General features: G+C 39.3%; 5 protein-coding genes. 4 read left to right on the forward strand and 1 reads right to left on the reverse strand.

Annotated features, from left to right (window positions below; genetic code table 11):
* Positions 1–188: 188 nt before the first annotated feature.
* The 4 genes from rimO (at position 189) to tilS (ending at position 4,953) form a co-directional block, all read left to right on the forward strand.
* On the forward strand, positions 189–1,505 hold the full coding sequence (gene rimO, locus JZU62_RS02300) for a 30S ribosomal protein S12 methylthiotransferase RimO (RefSeq protein WP_295011501.1): 1,317 nt from the start codon (positions 189–191) through the stop codon (positions 1,503–1,505).
* A 146-nt stretch (positions 1,506–1,651) separates the two neighbouring features.
* Complete coding sequence (locus JZU62_RS02305) at positions 1,652–2,617, forward strand: reverse transcriptase domain-containing protein (RefSeq protein ID WP_295011503.1); 966 nt, start codon at positions 1,652–1,654, stop codon at positions 2,615–2,617.
* On the forward strand, positions 2,604–3,944 hold the full coding sequence (locus JZU62_RS02310; RefSeq protein WP_295011505.1) for a hypothetical protein: 1,341 nt from the start codon (positions 2,604–2,606) through the stop codon (positions 3,942–3,944). Before JZU62_RS02305 ends, JZU62_RS02310 begins: the two co-directional genes overlap by 14 nt.
* Positions 3,937–4,953: a tRNA lysidine(34) synthetase TilS gene (gene tilS / locus JZU62_RS02315; RefSeq protein WP_295011507.1), complete on the forward strand. Its 1,017-nt coding sequence runs from the start codon at positions 3,937–3,939 to the stop codon at positions 4,951–4,953. Before JZU62_RS02310 ends, tilS begins: the two co-directional genes overlap by 8 nt.
* Here tilS and JZU62_RS02320 read toward each other — a convergent pair.
* Positions 4,907–5,476: S16 family serine protease (locus tag JZU62_RS02320; protein WP_295011509.1), on the reverse strand; the 570-nt coding region annotated here is incomplete at its 5' end. The two genes, tilS and JZU62_RS02320, sit on opposite strands and share 47 nt — an antisense overlap.

Here is a 5,476-nt window from a genome sequence, read left to right on the forward strand (position 1 = left end):
AAAGCTAAAAGCATTCTCCAACCACACCACTCCCTCATCAAACCAGACCATACCTGATCCGTAGAGAAAGATGACACCCATAAATATCAAGGGGATTAAAGCTAAAAGGACGATTATATATCTCATCTTGAAAGTGTAGCCAAAAAATGATTGGCTATAATATCATTACACTATTTTCAAGGCTAAAAATGTCCAAAAAACTTCATATCGTTTCCCTCGGCTGCACCAAAAATCTCGTTGATACCGAGGTGATGCTCGGACGACTCAAAGATTTTGAAATGACCGATGCGAGCGAAGAAGCGGATGTTATCATCGTCAATACCTGCGGATTTATCGATGCGGCGAAACAAGAGTCGCTCAATACCATCTTTAACCTCGATGCGGGACGTAAGAGCAATTCGGTTCTCGTCATGGCGGGATGTCTCTCTGAGCGGTACAAAGAGGAATTATCCAAAGAGCTTAAAGAAGTCGACATCTTTACCGGCGTCGGTGATTACGACAAAATCGACGAACTCCTAGCCGCAAAACAAAGCCGTTTTACCCCAGAGGTTTATCTTATCGACGGTGCTGAACGGGTCGTAACTGGTTCATCTTATCACGCCTATGTCAAACTCAGCGAGGGGTGCAACCAAGTGTGCAGTTTCTGCGCTATCCCCTCGTTTAAAGGGAAACTTCACTCACGCGATTTAGAGAGTATCGCGCATGAGGTTGAAGGGCTCGTTGCCAAAGGGTACTATGATTTTAGCTTCGTCTCCCAAGACTCCAGCTCTTATCTGCGCGATCAAAACATACAAGATGGTCTAATCCACCTCATCAAGCGGATCGAACTGATCGACGGGGTCAAAAGTGCCCGTATCCTTTATCTCTACCCGTCCACGACAACCTTAAAACTCATTAAATCGATCGGTGATTCAAAAATTTTCCATAACTATTTCGATATGCCGATCCAACATATCAACGACGATATGCTCCGTATCATGAAGCGCGGATTTGGAAAAGCGAAAACCTTAGAACTCCTCAATGCGATGAAAGCGTTACCAAATGCGTTTATCCGTACCAGCTTCATCGTCGGTCATCCGCAAGAGTCTGAAGCCATGTTCGAAGAGATGGCGGAGTTTGCTGAGAGTTTCGGATTTGATCGCCTCAATGTTTTTGGCTACTCCGATGAAGAGGGAACCAGTGCTTATACGATGGAGGACAAAATCCCCACCAAGACGATCAATGCCCGTGCCAAAAAACTGGGGAAAATCGCCACCAAAGTCGAAGAAGCGAGCCTCGCTAAACTCGTAGGAAGTGAGATTTTACTCGTGATCGACGGTGAGAGCGAAGAGCATGAATTCCTTCTCAGCGCACGTGCACTGAACTGGGCACCTGAGGTAGACGGTGAACTCTACGTCAACGACCGTGAGATTGAAGGTGAACTCTCTTTTGGAACAATCTACCGTGCTCGCATCACAGAACTCGCCGAAAAACGGCCTCTGGCAACCGTAATAGCTCATGTGTGATATTATTAACACTTTAAAGACAAAAAAAGATATAATTGCTTTTATGATTGAGTGACTTGAAGTATCTTCAGTCTAAATGCTTAATCCTCTAAGGTGCTTTATTTACTAATGCAAGGGCATTATTTGCCCTTTGTAAAAGGTGCTCAGTGACTCAAACCTCTCTTCAAAATGCTTTCGTCTCTTATTTTCATACGCGTTATCAGTTTGATGATTTTTTATCCATTCTTACCAATGAACATTATACGGAAATTTTTTATTCTAAAAATACATTTTCTCCATCGAAAAAATTAAAAGATTTCCAAAAATTTCTCAATTTGTTCCTATTTGAATTGTTGCCACTTAATCAAGATGTTGTTTTCTCGTATCGTAAAGGGGTAAATGCGCAAGATGCTATTTCTCCTCATAAAAACAGTAAATACGTTTTAAATACAGATATAAAATCTTTTTTTGCCAATATAAATACAAGTAAGTTGAAAAAACTTATTTTAGATAATAAAAATAACTTTTTAATTCTTCCTAGTGATATAGAAAAACACATTGATACTATTATGAATATAGTCACCTACAACAGTATCTTGCCCGTAGGAGCTCCAACATCACCAGCTATTAGTAATGGCTATCTTTTTGATTTAGATAGCGCTCTACAAAGTTATTGTCTTCGAAATGAGATTATTTATACGAGATATTCAGATGATTTTATTTTTTCTTCTGAAACGAAAGAGTCTCTCACAAAAGTTCTCCCAATTATTAATGATATGTTTATTCATTTAGGGTTTGAAACATTTACGCTAAACGAATCAAAAACACGGATTCAACAGCGAGGTTCAAAAATAGCACTTTTAGGACTAATCATAACTCCACAAGGATATGTAACAGTTGACAAGAATTTAAAAAAAGAAGTAGAAATACTTTTACACTTTTATTTGACCGATAAAGAAAAATTTAGAGATTACTTTTTAAAAAAATTCTCATCAAATATTGATAAAGTTTCAGGACTACTCAGCCATATAAATGCTGTAGATAGCTATTATATAGCTAAATTGAAAAAGAGATACGGAAGCTTCATAGTCAATTCGTTTACTCATAGGGATATTCACAATGTTACATTTTAAAGTCGAAATCACAAATGTTCAACACATAAAAAATTTCCCTTTTGAATTAGACTTGAGTGAAAACAAATTAAAGGCGATTGCCGGAAAAAATGGAGTAGGGAAGACCCTTCTTTTCAAAGCAATCCAAAACCTGATTACCTCTAATACCTTCGCCAATACTTCAAACAAACATATTTTTCATACTAGCAGTCAAATCATATATACGATCAATCAAGATAATAACTATATTTTTAACTACAATCCCCTCGTTGAAACCTTAGACTTTAAGGGAAGTATTGAAGAAACTATTCAAAAGAATATCAATGTTGAACTGCCGATTCCTTTCGGAGAACGTTTTAAACAATTTCAAAGATTAAGTGAAATTGATCAGGATATAAGAAGAGGGATTATTTCTCACCAATTCAATAAGCCAACCGAACTCATAGAATTGTTAAATTTTATCTATGATACAAACCGATTCGATAATCTTGTAGAATTAGAACTACGAAAGAAAAAATATTATGCAATCGTTTTGCCTGATAACTACTATATTCGAGAAGATTATCTAAGTTCCGGTGAATATTTTATTATTAGTATTTACAAATTAATTCAAAGTCGTTGTAAGCTTATCGCAATCGACGAGATCGATATTTCTCTGGATGCGATGGCACAAGTTCGGCTAATCGAAAAACTAAGAACCATGGCTTCTCAATACGAAATCAATCTTTTATTTACAACCCATTCTTTAGGATTAATGAAAACACTTCAAAGCGATGAGCTCTATTATATGGAACTCGACAATGGAATGTGTACATTGGAAAACAAATCATACAACTATATAAAAAGTCTTTTATACGGATTTGTCGATTATGACAAATATTTTTTAGTAGAAGATGATGTATTAAAAGAGTTCATTGAATATATTTTAAGGGAAGAGAAAATTTTTGCAAAATACATTATCTTACCAATAGGTGGAGCTGACAACGTTGTGAAACTTATGGAAAGAAATCACATAAAACAGATTTTTAGTCAATCAGAAAATGTTATTAGTGTTTTAGATGGAGATGTAAAAGAGGCACATTTTGGAAAAAATAATATTTTATTTTTGCCCTATGAAAGTATCGAAAAAGATTTATATGGTTATATCAAACAAGGTGCATTCATAACTTTTACTCCAGAAGAAACAAAAAAGTATAATTTAGAATCAGCCAAAGAAAAAACATTTTACAAAGTCATTATTCGAGAACAATTAAAATCAAAAGAAGATATTTTTGACTTCTTAATCTCCAAAAAATTGACAGAAGTTGAACAATTTAAGACTACTATATTAAGTTTTTTAAATGTCTGATCTTCTCCACCTTGATCTATTAAAAAAAGGACGCGTCCTACTCGCATTCTCGGGAGGGGTTGATTCTACCGCCCTCTTCCATCTCCTCATCGAACACAATATTGCATTTGATATCGCCCATGTCAACTATCATACAAGAGCGTCAAGCGATGATGAAGAGCAAAGTGCTGAGGCGCTTGCCCTCACACATGGACTTAGCTGTTATACCCACTCGTGCCGATTAGGTGGGGTCAATTTCGAACACCGTGCCCGCGAAGAGCGATACCGCTTTTTCAGTTATCTGATGAAAAAGCACAGCTACCGCTATCTCCTCACCGCCCATCAACTCAATGACCGACTGGAATGGCTGATGATGCAAATATGCCGTGGATCAGGTCTTCCTGAAATGCTCGGTATCCGTTCCCATGATAGACGAGACGAGATAGAGATACTCCGTCCTCTTCTCGAATGGGATCGCGACTCTATCGAAGCGTATCTTGCAGAACATAACATCCCTCACCATATCGATCAGAGCAATGCCGATGAGCGCTATACCCGCAACTTTTTTCGCCACCGCTACAGCGCCCCGATGATGCGAGATTACCGCGATGCTATCCGCCGCAGTTTTCGCTACCTCGAAGAGGATAATGAATCGTTGATTGAATCGATGGAATTCATAACCTTAGATACCTTTTCATACGCTCCTAATCCCGCCAATATACGATCATTAGTGTATGGAATCGATGCCTTTTTCAAACATAGAGGTTATCTCCTCAGCCAACATGACAAAGAGGCATTAAAATGTGGCGGTGAACATATAATCAGTCGTCATACGGTAGTATCCATAGAGGATAATTACACGTTTATCGCTCCGTATGAGCATAATGTCGTAATGGATAAAGGGTTTCGGGAGGAATGCAGAGGTTTAAAAGTGGGAACCAAACTGCGGGGGTACCTTTACGGCTCACCCGAAGCTTGGAGTATTATGCGTCGATTAAAAGGCGCTCCAACACCTCTTCGATTCGACTGACTCCGATAATCTCGATAGCGGCTTTGACCTCATCGGGAATATCACTCAAATCACGATCATAATTTTTCTGCGGGATAAGGGCAAGCTTCATCCCCGCTCGGTGTGCGGCGATCAGTTTCTCTTTGAGCCCGCCGATAGGGAGGACATTCCCCGTCAGAGAAACTTCACCCGTCATGGCGATATCGGCACGCACTTTTTTGTTAGCTAAAATCGATGCGATAACGGTTGACATTGCGATCCCCGCACTTGGTCCGTCTTTTGGGGTGGCTCCATCTGGAACATGAAGATGCAGATCAAAGCGTTTATACACCTCACTCGCTTCCAGCGGTGTATCACTTTCACGCTCCGCAGGAGAATGGGGGATAATCGAGTGGTCTACCGTAAGTTTCCCCTCATCGATCAAGGTTTTCACCACCGAAAGGGCAATTCGGGCTGATTCTTTCATCACATCCCCCAAACTTCCCGTGAGTTGCAACACCCCTTTGCCGTTGATACGGATCGCTTCGATTTTCAACACATCACC

Source organism: Sulfuricurvum sp. (assembly GCF_019163035.1).
Lineage (GTDB): Bacteria > Campylobacterota > Campylobacteria > Campylobacterales > Sulfurimonadaceae > Sulfuricurvum.